This window comes from Sphingomonas sp. AP4-R1, assembly GCF_013113735.1.
Taxonomy (GTDB): Bacteria; Pseudomonadota; Alphaproteobacteria; order Sphingomonadales; family Sphingomonadaceae; genus Sphingomonas_I.
Genome location: NZ_CP053346.1, coordinates 4,012,538 through 4,033,199, shown reverse-complemented (window position 1 = coordinate 4,033,199; position 20,662 = coordinate 4,012,538). Strand labels below are relative to the sequence as shown.

Below are 20,662 nucleotides of genomic sequence, written 5' to 3'. Positions count from 1 at the left end.
TTGGAGGACGATTGATGGTTACGAAATCCGCCTATGCTCCGATCTTCGATCTGCCGAAGCATAAGCTGACCGCTTTGTTCGAGGCCGAGCCGGATCGGCTGGGGTATCTGACCTTCGACGCGGCCGGCATCCATTTCGATCTCTCCAAGACGCATCTCGATCGCCCGATGATTGCGGCGTTCTTGGCGCTGGCGGGCGCGTGCGATTTCGACGGGCACCGCAAGGCGCTGTTCGCGGGCGACATCGTCAATCCGACCGAGGGCCGTCCGGCCGAGCATCCGGCCGAGCGCGGCGTGGGCAAGCCCGAGTCGGTGGAGCGGGCCAAGGGCTATCAGGCGCGGATGCGCGCGCTGATCGATGCGATCGAAGGCAGCGCGCTCGGGCCGATCCGGCATGTGCTGCAGGTGGGCATCGGCGGCTCCGCGCTGGGGCCGAACCTGCTGGTGGACGCGCTGGGTCGCGATGCCGATCGCTATGACGTGGCGGTCGTCTCCAACGTGGACGGCGCGGCGCTGGACGAGGTGTTCAAGAAGTTCGATCCGACCGCGACCCTGCTCGCGGTCGCCTCGAAGACCTTCACCACCACCGAGACGATGATGAACGCCGAGAGCGTCGTCGCCTGGATGCAGGAGAATGGCGTCGAGGATCCTTATGGCCGCGTGATCGCGCTGACGGCGGCGCCCGACAAGGCGATGGAGTGGGGCGTCGACGAGACGCGCATCCTGCCCTTCGCGGAGAGCGTCGGCGGGCGCTATTCGCTCTGGTCCTCGATCGGCTTCGGCGCCGCGATCGGCATCGGCTGGGATGCCTATGAGGAATTGCTGGAAGGCGCGGCCGAGATGGACCGCCACTTCATGCTGACCGCGCCCGAGCAGAATATCCCGCTGATCGCCGCCTTTGCCGATCGCTATTATGCGGTGGTACGCGGCAGCGAGACGCGCGCCGTCTTCGCCTATGACGAGCGGCTGCGGCTGCTGCCCTCCTATCTCCAGCAGCTCGAGATGGAATCGAACGGCAAGCGCGTGACGATCGCAGGTGAGGCGCTGGATATCCCGTCCTCGCCGATCACCTGGGGCGGCGTCGGCACGGACGCGCAGCATGCCGTGTTCCAGCTGCTGCATCAGGGCACGCATGTGCTGCCGGTGGAGTTCATCGCCTCGATCGAGCCGGGCCATGGGCTGGACGACGGCCATCATCACGCGCTGCTGGCGAGCTGCTTCGCGCAAGGCGCGGCGCTGATGGCGGGCAAGGGCAATGAGGATCCGGCGCGCGCCTATCCAGGCGATCGTCCCTCCACGACCCTGCTGGTGGAGCAGGTGGATCCGCGCACTTTGGGCGCGCTGATCGCTTTCTACGAGCATCGCACCTTCTGCAACGCCGTGCTGACGGGCATCAATCCGTTCGACCAGTTCGGCGTGGAGCTGGGCAAGCAGATGGCCAAGGCGATCTCGACCGAGGGAACGGGCAATTTCGATGCCTCCACCCAGGATCTGATCGCGCGCGCTTTCGGCTGAAAAGCGCGAATAAGATGAAGCGTTGATCCGGCGAAACTTTTGCCGGATCATTGCGGCGCGTCATGCGTTGCGGTGCGATGGTTGAAACCGTCGCACGCCTCCTCGTCGACACGCTTGCTCGAATCGGCGTGGATCAGGTGTTTGGAATCGTGGGCGATGCGCTCAATCCCTTCACCGAGGCGATCCGCGCCGACGGACGGCTGGAATGGATCGGCGTGCGCCACGAGGAAGGCGCGGCGCTGGCGGCGGCGGGGCAGGCGAAGCTGACGGGCCGGCTCGGCGTCTGCTGCGGCACGACGGGGCCGGGCGGCAATCATCTGGTCGCGGGCCTGTATGAGGCGCGCAAGGATCATGCGCCCGTGCTCGCCATTTCGGGCGGCGTGCCGAGCGCGCTGCGCGGCACCGATTATCTGCAGGAGGACGATCCCGTCAGCCTGTTTCGCGACGTCTCGGTCTATTCGGAGCTGCTGGCGGCGGCGGAGCAGGCGCCGGCCCTGATCCATCAGGCGATCGCGATGGCCTATGCGGCGCCGGGCGTGTCGCATCTCTCGATCCCGCCCGACATCTTCTCGGCCAAGGTGCCGGGGCCGGTGACGAGCCTCGCCACGTTGCGGCCCCGGCCGGAGATCGTGCCGGATCCGGGCGAGATCGCGGCCGCCGCCGGGATGATCGCGGAGGCGAAGACGGTCGCGATCTTCTGCGGCAATGGCTGTCGCGGGGCGGGGGACGAATTGCGCCTGCTGGCGGAGCGGCTGAAGGCGCCGTTGCTCCACACCTATCGGGGCAAGGATATCCTCGGCTTCGACGAGCCGCTGTGGATGGGTGGTGTCGGCCTGATCGGCGGCAAGCCGGGCGTGGACGCGGTGAACGAGGCCGATCTGCTGCTGATGCTCGGCACCGATTATCCTTACGGCGAATTCCTGCCCAGACATGGCCGCGTGATCCAGATCGACGAGCGGACGGGCGTGATCGGCAGGCGGGCCCCCGTGGCGATCGGCATCACCGGATCGGTACGGCCCTCGATCCGGGCGTTGCTGGATCATCTGCCCGAGCGGACGGACAGCGCGTTCCTCGATGGCGTCGGCAAGGCGCGGCAGGGCTGGAACGGCAAGCTCGACGCGCGCGCCGATCCCGATCGCAGCACGAAGCTGATCCATCCGCCCCGGCTGGCGCGCTGCCTCTCCGATCATGCCGACGACGATGCCGTGATCGTCACCGATACGGGCGAGGTGACGCTGTGGGCGGCGAACTGGACGCGGCAAAAGCCCGGCCAGCGCATTTGCGGATCGTTCAACAACGCGGCGGTGGGCACCGGGCTCGGCATCGCCAACGGCATCCAGGCGCTGGACCGGCGGCGGCAGGTGATCCTGCATGTCGGCGACGGCGGCATGTCGATGCTGATGGGCGAGTTCATCACTGCCGTGGAGCATGAGCTGCCGATCAAGGTGGTGGTCTATGACAATGGTGGTTGGGGCCTCGTCCACCTCGAAATGGAGGGGGCGGGACTGCCCGCGACCAAGGGATCGCATCTGATGGCGATCGACTTCGCCGCCTTCGCGCTCGCCTGCGGGGCGGACGGAATCGCGGTGAGCGATCCGGCGCGGCTGGACGAGAATGTCAGCACCTTCCTTGGATTGCCCGGACCCGCTATCCTGCATGTCGCGGTGGACCCGGCGGAGATTCCGCTGATGCCCCGCCTCGATATCGGCCAGGCCGCCCGATTCGGCATCGCGAAGGCCAAGGAAATGTTGCTGGGAACGGCTGGTTTCTGACGTTTTGTGCGCTGCACAAAAGTAGACTTGAAATCGGTTTTCGCGTATCGTATTTGTGCACTGCAGCAAGAACGGAGAGAGACGTGGAAAACGAAGACCGCGCTCCGGCCAAGGCCGAGGATGACGTTGCGAAGCCGGCGCCCGCAAAGGCGCCTGCCGTGAAGACTCCGGCCGTTCCTGCCGTGAGCGCAGGCGCCGTTAAGACGCCTGACCCGAAGGTGCAGGAAAGCCCTGCTAAAGTAACGAACGCGCCTGCCAAGGCGGCGGCTCCCGCGAAGGCGGCGGCCCCTGTCGTGGCCAAGGCGCCGGTAAAAGCACCGGAGCCGGTGAAGGCTGCGCCGATCGCGAAAGCGGCGGCGCCCGCCCCGGCGAAGGTGTCGGCTCCGGCCAAGGCTGCCGCTCCCGCCAAGGCGGTGGCATCGGCCAAGGTGGCGCCGGTGAAGAAGACGGCTCCCGTGAAGGCGGTGGCCCCGAAGATTGAGATCAAGGCCGAAGCGTCGCCGGCCAAGATAGTCGAACCGAAACCGGCGAAGCCCGCGACGCTCGCCCCCACCGTGGAAGGAAAGCACCTCATGGCTACCGCTACCAAGGCTACCGAAGCTACCGACAAGGCCGCCGCGATGCTCGGCGAGATGAACACCCGTTTCAAGACCGCGTTCGAGAAGAGCTCGAAGCTGGGCGAGGAAATGGTCGAGTTCTCGAAGGGCAATGTCGAGGCGTTCGTCGCCTCCGCGCGCATTGCCGCCAAGGCCGGCGAGACGATGGGCCAGGAAGCCGCCGACTACAGCAAGAAGAGCTTCGAGAGCGCGATGGCCGCGTTCAAGAGCTTCGCTTCGGTGAAGTCGCCGACCGAGTTGTTCCAGCTCCAGTCCGATTTCGCCAAGTCCTCGTTCGACAGCGCCGTCGCCGAGGCCTCGAAGTTCTCCGAGTCGTTCATGAAGGTTGCCGGCGAAGTCGCGCAGCCGCTGTCGACGCGCTACGCGCTGGCGGCCGAGAAGATCAAGAGCGCCGCGCTCTGATCCTGCCCGTACCGGTAGTTTGAAGGGGGCGGCCGCAGCGATGCGGCCGCCCTTTCATTTTGGCCCGCATTTCGGGGCCGAGACTTGCAGCGGGCCGTCCGGCTGCATATTCTTACAGCTTCCAACGCCTTCGGGATATGTGCGCGCAATGATCGATCGTTTCCCTGCACCGCTGTCGATGGCCGTGCGCCGCGGCGACGATGAGGGCACGGGGCTGGGCGTCGCCACCCGCACGCGCACCAAGACCAAGCAGCCGTCGCCCTACAAGGTGCTGATGCTGAATGACGATTACACCCCGATGGAATTCGTCGTCCTCTGCCTGCAGCGCTTCTTCAAGATGAGCCTGGAGGATGCGACGCGCGTGATGCTGCACGTCCACCAGACCGGCGTGGGCGTGTGTGGCGTGTTCAGCTACGAAGTCGCCGAGACGAAGGTGACGCAGGTGATGGATTTCGCCCGGCAGAACCAGCATCCGCTCCAGTGCACGCTGGAGAAGGCCTGAGGGGCTTCGGGGCCGGGCGGCTTGTAGAGCGACCTGTTGTTCCGCGTCAGGCTGCTTCCCTTTTCCCATATTCCTATGCCCCGTTCGTGCTGAGCGAAGTCGAAGCATGGGCTGCGAATACCGGCACTTGAAGCACGTCCTTCGACTTCGCTCAGGACGAGCGGGTTGAGGGAGGTGCCCGCCCGGTTTTTCGGAAATGGGGGCAATCGAGGCGGGGAGGTGTCGCAATTTTCCTCTTCCCTCCACCGCGAACACGTTGGTCCGGCGAAATGACCCGATCGGCTCGCGCCTCTCTCGCCTAGCGCCGCAGGCCGCGATAAAGCGGGCGGATGGATCGCATCATCATCCGCGGCGGAAAGCCGCTCATCGGCACTGTTCCCATCTCCGGCGCGAAGAATGCGGCACTCACGTTGCTGCCCTGCGCGCTGCTCACGGACGGCAAGCTCACGCTCTCCAATCTGCCGCGCCTGGCCGACGTGGACAGTTTCGGCCATCTGCTGAACGGCCTCGGCGTCTCGACCACGATCGCGGGCGCCACGCCCACCACCGGCATCGATCGCGCGATGACGCTGCACGCGGCCAGCATCGCCTCCACGGTCGCGCCCTATGACATCGTCCGCAAGATGCGCGCCTCGATCCTCGTGCTCGGGCCGCTGCTGGCGCGCGCGGGGGAGGCGACCGTGTCGCTGCCGGGCGGCTGCGCGATCGGCAACCGCCCGATCGACCTCCACCTGAAGGGCCTCGAGGCGCTGGGCGCCGAGATCGAGCTGGCGGCGGGCTACGTGAAGGCGACGGCGCCTGCAGGCGGTCTGCGCGGCGGGCGCGTGAGCTTCCCGATCGTCTCGGTCGGCGCGACCGAGAATGTGGTGATGGCAGCCGTGCTCGCGCAGGGCGAAACCGTGATCGAAAATGCCGCGCGCGAACCCGAGATCGCCGACCTTTGCCGCTGCCTGGTGGCGATGGGCGCGGACATCAGCGGTATCGGCACCGAGCGGCTGGTGATCCAGGGCAAGACGAGCCTGCACGGCGCCGACTATCGCGTGATGCCGGACCGGATCGAGGCGGGCAGCTATGCCTGCGCGGCGGGGATCACCGGGGGCGATCTGCTGCTGGCCGGCGCCCATGCCGACGATATGGGCGCGATCCTCGATCCGCTGAAGCAGGCGGGGCTGGACGTGTCGCAGGAGGAAAGCGGCATCCGCGTGCGCGCGCCGTCGCGCCCGCAGGCGCTGACGCTCTCGACCGCGCCGTTCCCGGCTTTTCCCACCGACATGCAGGCGCAGTTCATGGCGATGCTGGCGCTGGGCGAGGGCACCAGCGTGCTGACCGAGACGATTTTCGAAAATCGCTACATGCACGTGCCCGAGCTGATCCGGATGGGCGCGGACATCAACGTCCATGGGCGCACGGCGATCGTGAAGGGCGTGGACAAGCTCGTCGGAGCGCCGGTGATGGCGACCGACCTGCGCGCGTCGATGAGCCTGGTGCTGGCCGGTCTGGCGGCCGAGGGCGAGACGCAGGTGCTGCGCATCTATCACCTCGATCGCGGTTATGAGCGGCTGGAGGACAAATTGTCGGCCGTGGGCGCGGATATCGAACGCGACGGCGAGGGCTGAGGCCGGCGCCTGCGGAGGGGCCATTCCCGTGAGGGCGGGAGACTCGCTCCGTTGTCAGAAGATAAAATGATTCACGCGGAGGCGCGGAGGCGCAGAGAGAAGAAAGAGGGATTGGCCGCGCCGCTTTCTTTTTCTCTCTGCGCCTCCGCGCCTCTGTGTGAACAAACCTTGCTTTCTGCTGTCGCGAGATGGGCGCAGCATAGCGACAAATGGCGAGGCGAGCCGCGGTGAAGCGGCCCGCCATGGCCCGGACTATTTCACCTTGGCGGCGGTCACTTCGATCTCGACGAGGAAGTTCGGGCCGGCCAGCGCGCCGACCTGGACGGCGGAGCGGGCGACCGTGTTCGGATTGGACGGCACGTTGAAGAAGGTTTCGAACGCGGCGTTCACGCCCTCGAAATCCATCTTGCCGAGCTTGGGATCGGGCGCGAGGAACAGGGTCATCTTGAAGATGTCCGACATCGCGTAGCCGCGCTTTTCAAGGATGCCCTTGATCTTGGCGAGCGCGCTCAACGCCTGCGTCTTGGTGTCGCCGAATTCGGTGGGCTTGGCCGGATCGACCGGCGAGGCGAGCTGGCCCGAAACATAAAGCGTGGTCGCGCCGGCCGGAACCTCGGCGCTCTCCAGAATGCGCGCGGGCTTGCCGTTCATCGCGGGCAGCGTGTTGCGGACGATGCCGGCGGCAGGCGCGGCGGTAGCGCCCAAAGCGGCAAGAGCGAGAATCGATGACGCGACGAGCTTGTTCATCCGAAAAACCTTCCCTGACAGACGCCCCCTTTCGAGGGGGCAATTATGGGCGGCGCGATTGAAGCCGACCGGCCGCCGCGCCGCAATGGCAGCAACAAAAAAAGCCCGGAACGAGCGTGGCTCGTTCCGGGCCGGGGTGTGCGCGATCAGAACTTCACGCCGACCTTGCCGTAATAATAGCCACCCATCACGCCATAAGGCGAATTGACCGGATATTTGGTGATGAACGCCGTCGAGCTCAGAGAATATTGGGCGGCGCGGAATTCATCCGAATAAGCCTTCGGATATTTGTTGAAGAGGTTGTTCGCGCCGATCGAAAATTTGATCGCGCCGAATTTCACGCTGGCTTCCAGATCGGTGATGAACGCCGAACCCGCGCTGACATAATAAGCCCGGTTCGCATCCGTCGGGAAGGTCGTGAGGAAGCCGCTCGTCCCATAATAGGATTCGCGCAGGTTCACCTCGAAGCGATCATAGGTCCACAGCGCGCCGGCGGTGGCGCGGATCTTCGGCGTCGTCTTGGTGAGCTGCGACTGGGCGTAGACGTCGAGGATCGCGGTCGTCTGGTTCACGCCCGACGGCGGGGCGGCGACCTTCTTGATCTTGGTCTTGTTGTAATTGACCGCCAGCGACCAGTCGATGCGGCCGAGGCCGTCGATCGGCGTGTAATAATTGGCGAGGAAATCGAGGCCGGTGGTCTGCGTCTTCACGCCGTTGACGAAGCTGTTGATCGCGAGCGACCCCGAGGCGCCGCCGTTGATCGCGCCGATCACGGACGTGATCGGCACGCCGTTATTGTAGAGCGCGGTCAGCACGTTCGGCGAGATCGTGCCGGTGCAGGTGCCCCGGAACGCGGCATAAGCGGCCTGCACGTCCATGCCCGGCGTGAAGCCGCTCGGCAGGAAGCGGCAATTGTTGGAATAGCCGGTGAAGCCGCCCGACTGGACGATGCGGTCGCGGATCGACAGGCGATAACCGTCGAGCGTGACGGTCAGTCGATCGAACGGATGTGCCACGAAGCCGCCGCTGAACGACGTCGACTTTTCAGGCTTCAGGCCGCCGATGCCGAGCGCGGCCGCACCGGACGAGTTCGGCGCGAAGATGCCCGACAGCGACGACACGCTGACGTTGATGCCCGAATAGAAGCCTTCGGCCAAAGTCGGCGCGCGGAAGCCGGTGGAGACGGTGCCGCGAACGGCGAATTCGGGGATGATGTCGTAGCGGCTGGTGAGCTTGAAGACGGTGGTGTCGCCGAAGTCCGAATAATGTTCGTGGCGGACCGCGCCGTCGACCAGCCAGGCCGGGACCGGCTTCATCGAAATATCGAGATATTGCGAGAAATTCCGACGGCTGTTGGTGCTGGCGTTGGACGGGGCATAACCGAAGAAGGACTGGATGCCGCCCTGCAGCACGCCCGATCCGACATAATAAGAGGCGGGATCGCCGGCGCGCAGCTGATATTGCTCCCACCGATATTCGAGGCCGCCCGCGATCACGACCGGATCCTCGAACCCGACATCGAGTTCGTGCGTCAGATCGAGGTTCGAGACGGACTGCGACGCGATGAAATCGCCATTGTGGACGTTGGTGGGCGAATAGCCCGGCGTCGTCAGCGTCGACGTATCATAATAGAGCGCGGCGTTGGCCGAATTCTCGACGTAGATCTTGTTCACGTCGCGCGCATAGGTGGTGCTGACGTCCACGGTGGTCTTGCCGAACGTGCCCTTTGCACCGCCGGTGACCGAGTAATCCAGCTCGCGCAGCACCTCCTGCGGCGAGAAGCCGGTCGGATAGGGGATGTCGCCCGTGGGGGTCGCGGTGTTGATCGAGGCGGCGGCCGACTTGCCGTAGACGACGTTGGGCAGGCGATAATTCTGGTTCGTGCGGCCGACACGACGCGAGATGCTGCCGAACGAATACAGCTCGATATCCTTGAAGCCGGTATAGCCCCAATTGTAGAAGCCGTTGGTCAGCTCCATCTTGCCGTCGCCGAAGATGCGGTTGACGTAGGGGTAGTTGGGGAAATTCTTGACGCCCGGGAAGCGTGCCAGGATCGTGCGGCCGCCATTGTTGCCGGTGTTGGCAGAGGTGTTGAAGCCGGTATCCACCACGCGCGGATCGACATCGCCGCGGAAGCTGTAATCGTGGAATTTATATTCGCCGGTCAGCGAGAGATACATGTCCTCGATCGGCGCGATGCCGATATTGCCGGACACGTGATATTGCGTGCCGTCTCCGGCGAAATATTGGCCACCGTCGACGTTGATCGTGCCGCCATGATCGTTCTTCTTCAGGATGAAGTTGACGACGCCGGCCAGCGCGTCCGTGCCGTACTGGGCGGCGGCGCCGTCCTGCAGCACTTCGACGTGATCGATCATGTCGCCGGGGATCAGGCCGAGATCGGGGGCGGCGCCGCCGGTCCACACCGCGTTCGTCACGGCGACGTTGGCGGTGCCGTGGCGGCGCTTGCCGTCGATCATGATCAACGTGTGGTTCGGGCTCACGCCGCGCAGCTTGATCGAGGGGTGGAACGCGGTCTGGTCGTTGCCGAACGCCTGCGCCTGGATTGACGGGATCTGCTGCGCCAGCGCTTGGTTCAGATCGGGCTGGCCGACGCGGGACAGCGCATCGCTGCCGAGAATCTGGATGGGCGCCGGGCTGTCCGATGCCTTGAAGCCGGTGGCGCGCGTGCCGGTCACGATGATCGCTTCATCGCCGGCGGCTGCGCCCGACGTCGCCTGCGCGAATGCCGACTGACCGCTCATCGCGAGCGCCATCGCCAGCGCACCACGCGAAATCAAACCTGTCCTGTTCATACTATTCCCCCGAGAAAGGCGTGGCCTTTTCAGGAGCATCCCCCGTTCGCCGGCCGTAGAGCCGATCTCTGTTTCGTATCCAACCCCCCGGACACGAAGTAGAAACGCGTATGTTACCGCGACGTGATGCTATGTGTTGACCGCATTATCCTGCAAGATGCGATGATCCTGCGGATCAGTTCATTTCAGATTCAGTTTTCTCCTGTGTCATATGTGCAACAAATCTTTCGACATGGGCACGAAGCCTACAAAAAGGTCGCCGCACGGATGCGAGACCGGCTCGCCGGCGACATAGCCGTGGCGCGCATAGAAGGGCACGCCGGGCAGGGTGGCCATCAGCGCGGTGCGCGTGAAGCCGGAGGCGGCCGCGCGCGTTTCGCAGGCATTCAGCAGGGTGGCACCCACGCCACGACGGGCGGCTTCGGGGGCGACGAAGAAGGCGCGGATGCGCGCCGCATCGACGGCGGGATCCAGAAAGCCGGGCGTCCGCGCGGCGAAGCGATCGCTGCCGAAGAGAGTGCGCTGGCGACTCCAGCCGCCGCAGCCGAGCAGGCGGCCTTCCTCGTCCTCCACCACCAGATAGGTGCCGTCGTCGACCAGATCGGTATCGACGCCGAAGACATGTTCGATGGCGGCTTCCGTCTCGGCCTCGCTGTAAAAGCCACGGCTGAGGACGCGGGCCGAGGCCGCGATCAGCGTTTCCAGCGTGGCGATTTCGGCGATGCGCGCCGGGCGGACAAGCAGATCGGGCAAAGCGTGCGGTGCCTCGATCCTCATAGCCGGAATTCGGGCTGCCGATGACCGAGGGGACGGCCGGCCGCCAGGAGGGGGAACGAGCGGTCGGCCGGTGAACCGGACATTTCCCCCGTATCGGCTCGAACCATCATCGCGCCCGTTCCCCCGTCAAGCGCTCCCCCGAGTCGCTTGCCTGACTGTTCGCAGCGAATATGGCCCGCCGCGAAACTCTATGGGGTGTAATCAATCTGAAACCGCGACCCCCCGCAAGAGGCGAGGGGCCGGAGGCATCATGATTGAAGGATTCGTTCGTGGAATCCCGCGAACGGGGCGATAAATTGCGGGATGTTCAATCCCGGAAGGGATCGCGCACCAGAATCGTATCCTCGCGTTCGGGGCTCGTCGAGACGAGGGCGACCGGGCAGCCGATCAGTTCCTCGATCCGGCGGATATATTTGATCGCGGCGGCGGGCAGATCGGCCCAGCTGCGCGCGCCATAGGTGGATTCGGACCAGCCCGGGATCGTCTCGTAGATCGGTTCGGCCAGCGCCTGGTCGCGCGCGTGCGGCGGCAGATAATCGTAATTCTTGCCGCCGAGCGTGTAGCCCACGCAGATCTTCAGCTCCTCGAAGCCGTCCAGCACGTCGAGCTTGGTGAGCGCGATGCCGGTGATGCCGGAGACGGCCACCGCCTGACGCACCAGCACCGAATCGAACCAGCCGCAGCGGCGCTTGCGTCCCGTGACCGTGCCGAATTCATGGCCGCGCGTGCCCAGCCGCTCGCCAATGTCATTCGCCTGCTCGGTCGGAAAGGGGCCGCCGCCGACGCGGGTGGTGTAGGCCTTGGTGATGCCCAGCACGAAACCGGCCGCAGAGGGGCCGAGGCCCGAGCCGCTCGCCGCCGTGCCCGCGATCGTGTTCGACGAGGTGACGAACGGATAGGTGCCGTGATCGACGTCGAGCAGCACGCCCTGCGCGCCTTCGAACAGGATGCGGCGGCCGCGCGACTTGGCCTCGTCCAGCGTGCGCCACACCGGGCGGGCATAAGGCAGAAGGAATTCCGCGACTTCGCGCAATTGCTCCATCAGCACGGCGCGATCGACCGGCGGCTCGCCGAAGCCGGCGCGCAGCGCATCGTGGTGCGCGCACAGACGATCGAGTTGCGGATCGAGATCGTCGAGATGGGCGAGATCGCACACGCGGATCGCGCGGCGGCCGACCTTGTCCTCATAGGCCGGGCCGATGCCGCGCCGCGTGGTGCCGATCTTGCCGGCGCCCGACGCATCCTCGCGCAGGCCGTCCAGATCGCGGTGGAGGGGGAGGATCAGCGGACAGGTTTCGGCGATCTGCAGCGTCTCCGGGCTGATCTTGACGCCCTGGCCTTCGAGCTTGGCGACTTCGTCGCGGAAGTGCCACGGATCGAGCACGACGCCGTTGCCGATCACGGACAGCGTGCCGCGCACGATGCCCGAGGGGAGCAGGCTCAATTTGTAGGTCTGATCGCCGACGACGAGCGTGTGGCCGGCATTGTGGCCGCCCTGGAAACGAACGACGACATCGGCGCGGCTGGCGAGCCAGTCGACGATCTTGCCCTTGCCCTCATCGCCCCACTGGGCACCGATGACGGTCACATTGGCCATGAATACGACTTTCCCCCTGCCGAGGGGAATCCGGACCGCCCTTCGACAGGACTCGGCGATCGGACGGGACAGGTCTGCGTGAAGCAGGTTCGCGGGTGCCACTGCCGCGAGGCGCCGTGCGAGTCAAGAAAGAGCGGTGCCCCGATCCCGCGACGGATCGGGCGTCCGCGCCCGTTCAAGGGGGATGACAAGGATCGGATCGATGAAGACATTGCGCCTCGCTTTGGCGGCATTTTTGCTGGGCTCCGCGTTCCATCCCGCGATGGGGGCTGCGCCGAGCGCGATCGCTTACGGTGCGGATCCGCTGCAGAAACTGGATTTCTATCCCGCGCCGGGGCGGGGCGCGCCGCTGGTGGTGTTCATCCATGGCGGGGCCTGGATGTTCGGCGACAAGGACAAGGCGACGGCAGCCAAGCCGGACTTCTTCACGCGCCACGGCTTCGCCTTCGCCACGATCGATTATCGGCTGGCGCCGCAGGTGAGCGTGGCGGACGAGGCGCGCGACGTGGCGGCGGCGATCGCGGCACTCCGGGCGAGGGCGGCGGCGCTGGGCTTCGATCCGGATCGGATCGCTCTGGTGGGCCACTCGGCGGGTGCGCATCTGGCGGCTCTGGTGGGAACCGACCCCACCTATCTGGAGCAGGCCGGTGTGCCGTTCGGCATGATCCGGGCCGTCTCGCTGCTGGATGGCGCGGGCTACGATGTGCCCCGGCAGATCGACATGGCGGGGCCGCTGTTGCGGCGCATGTATCTGCGCGCTTTCGGTCGCGATCCGGTGGAGCAGCGGGGGCTGTCACCCACGTTGCATGCGGCCCTGCCCAATGCGGGAGCGTTCCAGATCTTCCACATCGCCTCGCGCAGGGATTCGGGCGCGCAGGCCGAGGAACTGGCGGCGGCGCTGCGGCAGGCGGGCACGTCCGCCACCACGATCACGGTGGAAGGGCGCACCCACGGCCAGCTCAATCAGATGATCGGCGTGGAGGGGGACAAGACCTCGGCCGACATGCTGGCGTTCCTGACGGCGCGATTGCGGCCGTGAGGGGCGATTACCCTGCGTCATGACGGTGATAAAAAAGCGCGGGGTTTAGCCCGTAACCGGAACCGCTGCGCCCTCGTCCCAGCGAAAGTCGCAGCCCAGCGCGACCGCATCGTCATCCTCGTGCAGTGCCGCGATCGTGACCCAGCCTTCCTGGCGCAGGCGTGCCGCCTCGCTCGCATCGTGGCCGAGGGCCAGGAAGATGCGGCGTGCGGGCTCCACGCCGAGGCCGATATCGACCAAAGGATCGAGATAGAGCGAGAAGCCGATGGCGGGCTCCTCGGAGCCGTCGTCGTGCATCAGCGCATAGCTGCCGCCGCGCCCGATCTCGCCGGTTAGGCCGCCGCCGAAGAACGAGAAGCCGATCCAGCTCTGATATTCGAAGCCGTGGCGCTCGGTGGGATCGAGCGTGAGCGTGGCGCGATCTCCGACAGCGGCGGCGATCGCCTCGATCCCGGCGAGGCGGCTGTCGAGCTGGCCGAGGCCGGCGCAGGCGCGCAGGCGGGGCAGCGCCGTTTCCAGCGGACCGCAGGCCGAGAGCAACGGCAGATAGGCGTCGGCACCGGCGGCGGCGAGGCCGCCCGCATCCTTGGCGTCGAGCAGTTCGCGCACCTCTTCGGCGCGGCCGGCGGGCAGGGGCAGCGCGCCGCCCGCCAGCGTATCGACGAGATCGGGCAAAGTGAGGTCGATGGTGACGTCGGTGACGCCCGCCGCCGCCAGCGCATCCAGCGCGACGTTGAGGATCTCGATCGCGGCCGCCACCGTGTCACGGCCGATCAGCTCGGCGCCGACCTGCGCCAGTTCGCGCTCGGGGCGGAGCTGCGTGGCGCGCAGCTTCACGACCTGCCCGCCATAAGCGAGGCGGAGCGGACGGGGCGCATGGGCGAGGCGGGTGGCGGCGATACGGCCGACCTGCGCGGTCATGTCCGGGCGCAGCGCCAGCATCCGCTGCGAGACGGGATCCACCACGCGGAGCAGATCCTGCGCGCGCGCGGCCTTCAGACGGCCGACGAGGCTTTCCTCGAACTCGGCGAGCGGCGGCGAGACGCGCGCATAGCCATGACGGCCGATCGCCACGATCGTGCGGTGCATCAGGCGCGACGCGGCCTCCGCCTGCGGGGGGAGGCGATCGCGAAGTCCTTCGGGGAGGAGGCCGGCTGGGATGGTCATGATGGCGCGGTCTTTAGCGAGGTTTCGCCACCGCGCCAGCCACCTCCATTCGTCATCCCCGCGAAAGCGGGGACCCAGCCGAAACGTTGGGACTGGGTTCCCGCTTTCGCGGGAATGACGGATCAGGGTTCTTGGTCGCTCGGGCCTTAGAAGCTCAATCCGTTGACGACCTTCACGCCGGGCAGCGCCTTCACCTTGTCGAGCGCGGGCGCGACCGACTGGTCGACCGAGAGCAGCAGCACCGCCTCGCCACCGGCGGCGCGACGGCCGAGGTGGAAGGTACCGATGTTGACGCCAGCTTCGCCCAAAGTCGTGCCGAGGCGGCCGATGAAGCCCGGTGCGTCCTCGTTGACGATATAGAGCATCTCGCCCGCCAGATCGGCCTCGACCTTCACGCCGAAGATCTCGACCAGGCGCGGCTCGGCGTTGGCGAAGAGCGTGCCCGCGACCGAACGATCGCCCTGAGGCGTGCCGACCGTGACGCGGACGAGCGTGTGATAATCGCCCTCGCGATCGTGGCGCACTTCGCGCACGTCCAGTCCGCGCTCCTTGGCGAGGAACGGCGCGTTCACCATGTTCACCGTCTGCGAATAGACGCCCATCAGGCCGGCCAGCACCGCGCCCGTGATCGGCTTCTGGTTCAGCTCTGCGGCGGCGCCTTCCACCTCGATCGCGACCGCCTGGATCGCATCGCCCTGCAACTGGCCGACGAGGCGGCCGAGCCGCTCGGCCAGCGCCATATACGGCTTCAGCTTCGGCGCTTCCTCGGCCGAGAGGCTCGGCATGTTGAGCGCATTGGTGACGCCGCCCGTCATCAGGAAATCGGCCATCTGCTCGGCGACCTGAATGGCGACGTTCACCTGCGCTTCGGACGTCGACGCGCCGAGATGGGGCGTGGAGATGAAGTTGGGCGTGCCGAAGAGCGGGCTCTCCTTGGCCGGCTCCACCGCGAACACGTCGAGCGCGGCGCCCGCGACATGGCCGCTGTCGAGCGCCGCCTTCAGCGCGACCTCGTCGATCAGGCCGCCGCGCGCGCAATTGACGATGCGGACGCCCTTCTTGGTCTTGGCGAGATTTTCGGCCGAGAGGATGTTGCGCGTCTGATCGGTCAGCGGGGTGTGGAGCGTGATGAAGTCGGCACGGGCGAGCAGCTCGTCCAGCGTGGCCTTTTCGATGCCCAGATCCAGCGCGCGCTCCGGCGTCAGGAACGGATCGTAGGCGACGACCTTCATCTTCAGGCCGAGCGCGCGATCGGCGACGATCGAGCCGATATTGCCCGCGCCGATCAGGCCGAGCGTCTTGCCCGTGACCTCGACGCCCATGAAGCGGTTCTTCTCCCACTTGCCGGCCTGGGTCGACTTGTCGGCCTCGGGCAGATCGCGGGCGAGCGCGAACATCAGGGCGATCGCATGCTCGGCGGTGGTGATCGAATTGCCGAACGGCGTGTTCATGACGACGACGCCGGCCGAGGAGGCGGCGGGAATGTCGACATTGTCCACGCCGATGCCGGCGCGGCCGACGACCTTCAGGTTGGTGGCGGCGGCGAGGACGTCCTTCGTCACCTTGGTGGAGGAGCGGATGGCGAGGCCGTCATATTCGCCGATCATCGCGATCAGCTCTTCCTTGGTCTTGCCGGTAATCTCATCGACCTGAACGCCCCGCTCCTTGAAGATCTTGGCGGCGAGGGGATCCATCTTGTCGGAAATCAGTACCTTGGGCATCGAATTTGTCCTTCTGTCTCAGGACGTCATCCCCGCGAAGCGGGGATCCATAGATGTCGGGTGGTCGCGAACAGCGTGCGACGGTGCCTCCATGGATTCCCGCTTTCGCGGGAATGACGGAATATCGGATCAGGCCGCGCGGGCGGTGTAGAAGGCCCAGTCGAGCCAGGGGCCGAGCGCCTCGATGTCGGTCGTGTCCACCGTGGCGCCGCACCACACGCGCAGGCCCGGAGGCGCATCGCGATAGCCGGCGACGTCATAGGCCGCATCCTCGGCTTCCAGCAGGCTGGCGATCTTCTTGACGAGCGCGAGCTTCGCGTCGTCGTCCAGACCCTCGACCGCGGCATCCGCGAACTTGAGGCAGACGCTGGTGTTCGATCGCGTCGCCGGATCGACGGCGAGATGCTCGATCCAGTCGGTCTTCTGCACCCACGCATCGAGCGCGGCGGCATTGGCATCGGCGCGCGCGATCAAAGCGGAGAGACTGCCCTGACCCAGCGCCCATTCGAGGCTCCAGATCACATCCTCGACGGCAAGCATCGACGGCGTGTTGATCGTGTCGCCCTTGAAGATGGAGGCGTTGAACTTGCCGCCCTTCGTCATGCGGAAGATCTTCGGCAGCGGCCAGGCCGGGGTATAGCCTTCGAGACGCTCCACGGCGCGCGGTCCCAACACCAGCACGCCATGGCCGCCTTCGCCGCCGAGAACCTTCTGCCACGAGAAGGTGGTGACATCGAGCTTGTCCCACGGCAGGTCCGCCGCGAACACGCCGGAGGTGGCGTCGCAGATCGAAAGGCCCGCACGGTCGTCCGCGATCCAGTCGCCGTCCGGCACGCGCGCGCCGGAGGTGGTGCCGTTCCAGGTGAAGACCACGTCGGTCGCCCAATCGACCGCGTTCAGGTCCGGGATCTCGCCATAAGGGGCCTTCACCACCTTGGCGTCGATCTTGAGCTGCTTGACGACATCGGTGACCCAGCCCTCACCGAAGCTCTCCCAGGCGAGCATCGTGGCGGGGCGGGCGCCCAGCATCGACCAGAGCGCCATTTCGACCGCGCCGGTATCCGACGCGGGAACGATGCCGAGCACGTGCGTATCGGGGATGCCGAGAATCTTGCGCGTCAGATCCATCGCATGGACGATGCGGCTCTTGCCGATCTTGGAGCGATGCGAGCGGCCGAGGCTGGCGGTGGCAAGGCCATCGGCATGCCAGCCGGGCGGCTTGGCGCAGGGACCCGACGAGAAAAAGGGGCGTGCCGGCTTCTGTTCCGGCTTGTCCGGAAGCGCGGCGTTCGCGGCGGCCAACGTGGCAGCCGAAGGTGCGGTATCAGTCATGTAACTCTCCTCACAGAGAGCGCGCGCTGCGTTGGGACAGCGTGGCCCGCCGCCGGAAGTAAACATATCAGGGGGCATGTCAACGCCGTTGCGATGGAATCCTGCGCCAGGTGCGATTTCTTGCAGCGAAACGATATTCACGGCGCGCTTAGGCTCCAGCCGCCATGCTGAACTTGTTTGAGCATCCATCACCCGGACCTCGCTGTCATCCGAGGCCGCAAATGTGGGTCATGGATGCTGAAACGAGTTCAGCATGATGGGGGTATGTCCCGAGGGGTGACGCGCCGCCGTCGGCCTGCCAGAAAAGGGCGTGGTTTCGTTGAAATGCCCCCTCGTTCTGCTGCTTGCGACCGCCCTGCTGCTGGCGGGCTGCGGTGGCCGGCCGAAGATTCGCGGGGCCTCCGCGCCGCCCGACGATGCGCGCGCCTATCGCCAGTGCATGGCGGAATTCGGCAAGCTGGACGTGAAGATCGATCCGCTGCCCGATCGCAATTTCGCCAGTGGCTGCTCCGCGACTCATGCGGTGAAATTGGTCGCGATCGGTATTCCCGTCACCAATCTGGGGGCGATGAAGTGCATGACGGCGCTGCCCTTCACGCTCTGGGTGCGCGATACGGTGACACGACAGGCACAGGCGATCCTCGGCAAGCCGGTGGTGAAGATCGAGAGTTTCGGCACCTTCGCCTGCCGGCCGAAGAATGGCGTGAAAGGAGCCGATCTGTCGGAGCATGGCCGCGCCAATGCGGTGGATATCAGCGCCTTCGTGCTGCAGGGCGGCCAGCGGATCACCGTGCTGAAAGACTGGAACGGGCCCGATCCCAAGGCGCGCGCCTTCCTGCGCGCCGTGCATCAGGCCGCCTGCCGCCGTTTCTCGGTGGTGCTGGGGCCGGACGCGAACGCCTATCATCGCGACCATCTGCATTTTGACATGGGCAAGGGGCCATATTGCCGCTAACCACGCCCGTTTTTCGGCGGAGCGACACGCCGCCCCGAGAGGTTTCGATATGGCCAAGAAAAAGCAGGACCTGCCCCAGCGCGTCTTCACGAAGGCGAAGGACGATGCCGATGCCGCACGCTCGGCCGGCGTGCTCCCGCAGACCTCCGACTCCGCCTATCGCCTGGCCTATACCGACAGCGAATTCCTGCTGCGCGACGATCTGCGCCCGGTGCGCTTCCAGCTCGAACTGCTGAAGCCGGAGCTGCTGCTGGAAGAGGCCGGCATCGGATCGACCTTCGTGGTCTACGGATCGGCGCGCATTCCGGCGCCGGACAAGGCGGACGCGATCGTCGAGGCCGCCAAGACCGACACCCAGCGCCGCATCGCCGAGCGGCTGAAGGCCAAGTCCCATTATTATGAGGTGGCGCGCGAGCTGGCGCAGATCGCCAGCCGCGAGGGCGGCGAGGAGGACGGCAAGAAGCAGTTCGTCGTCTGCTCGGGCGGTGGCCCCTCGATCATGGAAGCGGCCAATCGCGGCGCGCGCGATGTCGGTGCGGAGACGGTCGGCCTCAACATCGCGCTGCCGTTCGAGCAGGCGCCGAACGATTATGTGACGCCGCACCTGAGCTTCAACTTCCACTATTTCGCGCTTCGGAAGATGCACTTCCTGATGCGCGCGCGCGCGGTGGCGGTGTTCCCGGGTGGCTTCGGCACGTTCGACGAATTCTTCGAGCTGCTGACTTTGATCCAGACCGGCAAGATGGCGGTGGTGCCGATCCTGCTCTACGGCAAGGACTTCTGGACCAAGGTCGTCGATTTCGACGTGCTGGTGGAAGAGGGCGTGGTCGCGCCGCAGGATCTGGACCTGATCCACTATTGCGAAACGGCCGAGGAAGGCTGGGCGCACGTGCAGGATTATTATCAGCGTTATACCGAGAAGCGCTTCCGCAAGGGCCGCGGCGAGAAGCATTGAGCGCGCGCCGGGCCGATCCGGACCTCGTGACGGCGACGGTGACGGTGGCGGAACGGGCGGCTATTCACAGCCGCGTGTCCGCTCCCCTGCGTCTCGATCTCGACGGCGATGCGCTCGTCGCCAACTGGCGCTGGCTGGGTGCGCGCGTTCCGGATGCCGCCTGCGGAGCGGCGATCAAGGCCAACGGTTACGGGCTCGGGGCTGCGGCCGTGATGTGGCGCCTGGCCGATGCCGGGTGTCGCGACTTCTTCGTGGCGACATGGGCCGAGGCGGAGCGGCTCGGGCCACTGCCCGAGGGCGTGACGCTGTCCGTTCTCCACGGCGTGCGCGCGGAGGATATGGGCGTGGCGCTCGCGCATCCGGCGCGGCCGGTGCTGAACAGCGTCGATCAGGTGCGGCGCTGGCGCGAAGCGGGCGGTGGCGCGTGCGACGTGATGGTCGATACGGGCATGAACCGGCTTGGGATCAGCGCGGCCGAGGCGACATCCGGGCTGCTCGACGGGCTCGCGATCGAGACGGTGCTGAGCCATCTCGCCTGCGCTGATGACCCGAACCATCCGCTCAATGCGCGACAACTGGCCGATTTCGCGGCGCTGGCCGGCAGGGTCGGCGCGCGGCGGCGCAGCCTCGCCAACTCGGCGGGTATCCTGTTGGGCGCCGACTATGGCTTCGATCTCGTTCGGCCGGGCATCGCGCTCTATGGCGGCGTTGCCGGGCCGGGCGGTGAAAGCGTGACGCCGGTCGTGCGGCCGATGGCGCAGATCCTGCAGATGCGCGACGTGCCGGAAGGGCAGGACGTGGGCTATGGCGCCACCTGGGCGGCCGGGCGGCCGACGCGGGCGGCGATCCTCAACGTCGGTTATGCCGATGGCTTCCTCCGCGCGCTCGGCGCGTCCGGCTTCGGGCGGCTGGGCGACGCGATCCTTCCCGTGATCGGTCGCGTCTCGATGGACCTGCTCACGCTGGACGCGACCGGGGCGCCGGATGCGCGCGAGGGGGACTGGGTGGCGCTGGATTTCGATCTGCCGCGCGTTTCGCAGGCGAGCGGCCTCTCCCAATATGAATTGCTGACCGGCCTGGGCAGCCGTTTCGAGCGCCGCTGGTGCTGAAGATGGGCGCGGCCGGTCGCGCTT

General features: G+C 66.3%; 16 protein-coding genes. 9 read left to right on the top strand and 7 right to left on the bottom strand.

Translation table 11 applies throughout. From position 1 onward, the window contains the following. Positions 1–14: 14 nt before the first annotated feature. The 5 genes from pgi (at position 15) to murA (ending at position 6,423) form a co-directional block, all read left to right on the top strand. A complete protein-coding gene (gene pgi, locus HL653_RS18380; RefSeq protein WP_171745790.1) occupies positions 15–1,514 on the top strand; it encodes a glucose-6-phosphate isomerase in 1,500 nt (499 codons plus the stop codon). Positions 1,515–1,591: 77 nt separating this feature from the next. Continuing rightward, the gene (locus tag HL653_RS18375) at positions 1,592–3,286 is read left to right on the top strand and encodes a thiamine pyrophosphate-binding protein (RefSeq protein ID WP_171745789.1); all 1,695 of its coding nucleotides are present in this window, start codon (positions 1,592–1,594) and stop codon (positions 3,284–3,286) included. Between the two features lie 83 nt (positions 3,287–3,369). Then, positions 3,370–4,305, top strand: coding sequence for a phasin family protein (locus HL653_RS24510; RefSeq protein WP_301337933.1), 936 nt, complete (start codon positions 3,370–3,372; stop codon positions 4,303–4,305). Between the two features lie 148 nt (positions 4,306–4,453). Next, the gene (gene clpS, locus HL653_RS18365; protein ID WP_253717049.1) at positions 4,454–4,807 is read left to right on the top strand and encodes an ATP-dependent Clp protease adapter ClpS; all 354 of its coding nucleotides are present in this window, start codon (positions 4,454–4,456) and stop codon (positions 4,805–4,807) included. A 329-nt stretch (positions 4,808–5,136) separates the two neighbouring features. Next, positions 5,137–6,423 carry a UDP-N-acetylglucosamine 1-carboxyvinyltransferase gene (gene murA, locus HL653_RS18360; RefSeq protein ID WP_171745788.1) on the top strand — a complete coding sequence of 429 codons (1,287 nt, stop codon included), beginning with the start codon at positions 5,137–5,139 and terminating at the stop codon, positions 6,421–6,423. A gap of 252 nt (positions 6,424–6,675) precedes the next feature. Here the strand turns inward: murA and HL653_RS18355 are convergent, their stop codons facing one another. The 4 genes from HL653_RS18355 to HL653_RS18340 form a co-directional block, all read right to left on the bottom strand. After that, positions 6,676–7,170, bottom strand: a complete 495-nt coding sequence (locus tag HL653_RS18355; RefSeq protein WP_171745787.1) for a Rid family hydrolase — start codon at positions 7,168–7,170, stop codon at positions 6,676–6,678. A 146-nt stretch (positions 7,171–7,316) separates the two neighbouring features. Further along, the gene (locus tag HL653_RS18350; protein ID WP_171745786.1) at positions 7,317–9,986 is read right to left on the bottom strand and encodes a TonB-dependent siderophore receptor; all 2,670 of its coding nucleotides are present in this window, start codon (positions 9,984–9,986) and stop codon (positions 7,317–7,319) included. Between the two features lie 207 nt (positions 9,987–10,193). Next, a complete protein-coding gene (locus HL653_RS18345; protein ID WP_253717047.1) occupies positions 10,194–10,763 on the bottom strand; it encodes a GNAT family N-acetyltransferase in 570 nt (189 codons plus the stop codon). A gap of 307 nt (positions 10,764–11,070) precedes the next feature. Further along, positions 11,071–12,360 carry an adenylosuccinate synthase gene (locus HL653_RS18340; RefSeq protein ID WP_171745785.1) on the bottom strand — a complete coding sequence of 430 codons (1,290 nt, stop codon included), beginning with the start codon at positions 12,358–12,360 and terminating at the stop codon, positions 11,071–11,073. A gap of 202 nt (positions 12,361–12,562) precedes the next feature. Between HL653_RS18340 and HL653_RS18335 the strand changes: the two genes are divergently transcribed. Further along, complete coding sequence (locus HL653_RS18335) at positions 12,563–13,399, top strand: alpha/beta hydrolase (protein ID WP_171745784.1); 837 nt, start codon at positions 12,563–12,565, stop codon at positions 13,397–13,399. Positions 13,400–13,444: 45 nt separating this feature from the next. On the opposite strand, the gene HL653_RS18330 is transcribed toward HL653_RS18335, so the two are convergent. The 3 genes from HL653_RS18330 to HL653_RS18320 all read right to left on the bottom strand — a co-directional run bounded on the left by HL653_RS18330 (position 13,445) and on the right by HL653_RS18320 (position 17,619). Further along, positions 13,445–14,566: an ATP phosphoribosyltransferase regulatory subunit gene (locus HL653_RS18330; RefSeq protein ID WP_171745783.1), complete on the bottom strand. Its 1,122-nt coding sequence runs from the start codon at positions 14,564–14,566 to the stop codon at positions 13,445–13,447. 146 nt (positions 14,567–14,712) lie between these two features. After that, positions 14,713–16,287, bottom strand: coding sequence for a phosphoglycerate dehydrogenase (gene serA, locus HL653_RS18325; protein WP_171745782.1), 1,575 nt, complete (start codon positions 16,285–16,287; stop codon positions 14,713–14,715). A 129-nt stretch (positions 16,288–16,416) separates the two neighbouring features. Further along, entirely contained in the window at positions 16,417–17,619 is a 1,203-nt protein-coding gene (locus HL653_RS18320) for a phosphoserine transaminase (protein ID WP_171745781.1), read from the bottom strand. A gap of 319 nt (positions 17,620–17,938) precedes the next feature. On the opposite strand from HL653_RS18320, the gene HL653_RS18315 reads away from it, so the two are divergent. The 3 genes from HL653_RS18315 to alr all read left to right on the top strand — a co-directional run bounded on the left by HL653_RS18315 (position 17,939) and on the right by alr (position 20,638). Continuing rightward, the gene (locus HL653_RS18315) at positions 17,939–18,574 is read left to right on the top strand and encodes an extensin family protein (RefSeq protein WP_253717045.1); all 636 of its coding nucleotides are present in this window, start codon (positions 17,939–17,941) and stop codon (positions 18,572–18,574) included. Positions 18,575–18,623: 49 nt separating this feature from the next. Beyond that, on the top strand, positions 18,624–19,529 hold the full coding sequence (locus HL653_RS18310; RefSeq protein ID WP_171745780.1) for an LOG family protein: 906 nt from the start codon (positions 18,624–18,626) through the stop codon (positions 19,527–19,529). Between the two features lie 74 nt (positions 19,530–19,603). Then, a complete protein-coding gene (gene alr, locus HL653_RS18305; protein WP_171747097.1) occupies positions 19,604–20,638 on the top strand; it encodes an alanine racemase in 1,035 nt (344 codons plus the stop codon). Positions 20,639–20,662: the final 24 nt, after the last annotated feature.